This is a genomic window from Ilyobacter sp., assembly GCF_041583315.1.
Lineage (GTDB): Bacteria > Fusobacteriota > Fusobacteriia > Fusobacteriales > Fusobacteriaceae > Ilyobacter.
On the sequence record NZ_JBFHGC010000589.1, the window covers coordinates 1 to 1,691 of the forward strand.

The following is a 1,691-nucleotide window of genomic DNA, read 5'->3' on the forward strand; positions in this document are numbered from 1 at the left end:
ATGGTAGTATCGCTAAAATAAACGTACATTTTCTTAAAGAGAATGACGGGAGAAAGATAATCAAGTCAGAGTATAAGAAGGTCATGTAGATGAAAAAAATATTATTATTATTTATTTTGATGACAACATTATCATTTGCTGACTTAACAGGAATAGGTAATGGGAAAAATGAGACAGAGGCTAAAAATAATGCCCTATCAGATCTTTCGAGTAAAATTCAGATCGAAGTAAAAAGTGAATTTAATTCAAAAAGTACTGAAAATAATAATGGGTATAGCTTTGAAGATGCTTCTAATATAAATCTTAGAACAACTAATGATTTTTTGGGTGTGGATATAAAAGTAAATAAAATTTCTATATTCAAAGACCAGTATGAAGCAGTTGCTATTTTAAGTTCTGATAAGTTGAACCTTTACTATAACAAAATAAAAATTATTGATGAAAGTATCCTAACAAATTTTAGATTAACAGATAGTGGAAGTAAAATCGAAAAAATTGATCATTCTGATCAAGCATTGGAAGATCTCAAAAAAAGAGAGAAGTATTCTTATGTAATATTAGCATTGGGTGGACAGATCTCCAAGCCAAAAATAAGTAAATATGATATTGAAAAGCGAAAAGCAACTCTAAAAAAAGATTTGCATGAACGTGTGAGTGTGGCACTTAATGTTATAGGAGATATAGGTGAAGATGATAGAATTTATTTTCAAAAAGAGCTGAGCTCTAGTATAAAAGATAAGAGAATAGCCCTTGGATACATTGAGAATGGAAGTGAAGATTATTATATTGATGTCAATATAATAGAAAACAAAGCGCAAAAAATTCCTGAAACCTACATTATGCCAGAGATGACAAACATAAGAATAAATGCTTTTATGGAAGTTATTGATTCCTATGGTGAAACTTTGTTTAGCCAAAATATTTCTGGAGAAGCAGAAGAGATAGAAAAAAAACAAGCTATGGACTTAGCCTTAGATATGTTAAAACTAAGTTTTAATAATAATTTAAAAGTGATACTGGGGGAGTAAAATGAAAAAAATATTTTTAATAATTATGATTTCTCTAACCTTAATCTCTTGTAACAGTAATCAGGTTAGAAACGAAGATGCGAGAAATTATTCTTCTAATGGGCTTAACAACGTAAAAAGAAGAGTAAGGGTCGGCGAGTTTACAAACAAAACAATATACGGTGAGGGCCGATTTGTAGCCACAATGACAGATGCCATAAAAAGTGAAGCTGATATGAGTAATAAATTTGAAGTTCTAGCAAGAGACGAAGATGAACTGAGTTCTATAAAAAAAGAAATTAAATTTTCAAATACAGCTGTAAAAAAAGATAATCAAAACTTAAGAAAAGGAATTAATATGAAGGAAGCTGAATTTGCACTTTCAGGGAGTCTCACAGAATTTGCAGTAGAAATTTTCACTAAAAATACATTAACCTCACAAAAGAAAATTCAGAAGACAAGAGCAGCTGTGGAATTAAAACTTATGAATATGTATACAGGTTCATTACAATCTTTCCCTGGAGAATCCGAAATAGAAATAGAACGTGGTACCACTCTAGGAATAGGAGAAGGTAAATCAAGTTATGCACAAAGAGAAGAAGAAGCTGTAAGGAGAGCTGTAATTGATGCTATGAATAAAGCTATAATTGCCATGGATAAATCCCCTTGGAGCATCAAAGGAAA

The 1,691-nt window shown here is 30.6% G+C and carries 2 protein-coding genes; both read left to right on the forward strand.

What is annotated here, in order from left to right:
• The first annotated feature begins 89 nt into the window (after positions 1-89).
• The gene (locus ABZA26_RS14485; protein WP_372715200.1) at positions 90-1,028 is read left to right on the forward strand and encodes a hypothetical protein; all 939 of its coding nucleotides are present in this window, start codon (positions 90-92) and stop codon (positions 1,026-1,028) included.
• Position 1,029: 1 nt separating this feature from the next.
• Positions 1,030-1,691, forward strand: a 662-nt coding sequence (locus ABZA26_RS14490) for a hypothetical protein (RefSeq protein ID WP_372715201.1), incomplete at its 3' end; no start/stop codon positions are given.

Coding starts and splice junctions, on each gene's coding strand:
- ABZA26_RS14485 (WP_372715200.1), top strand. CDS start 90: ATGAAAAAAATATTATTATTATTTATTTTGATGACAACATTATCATTT.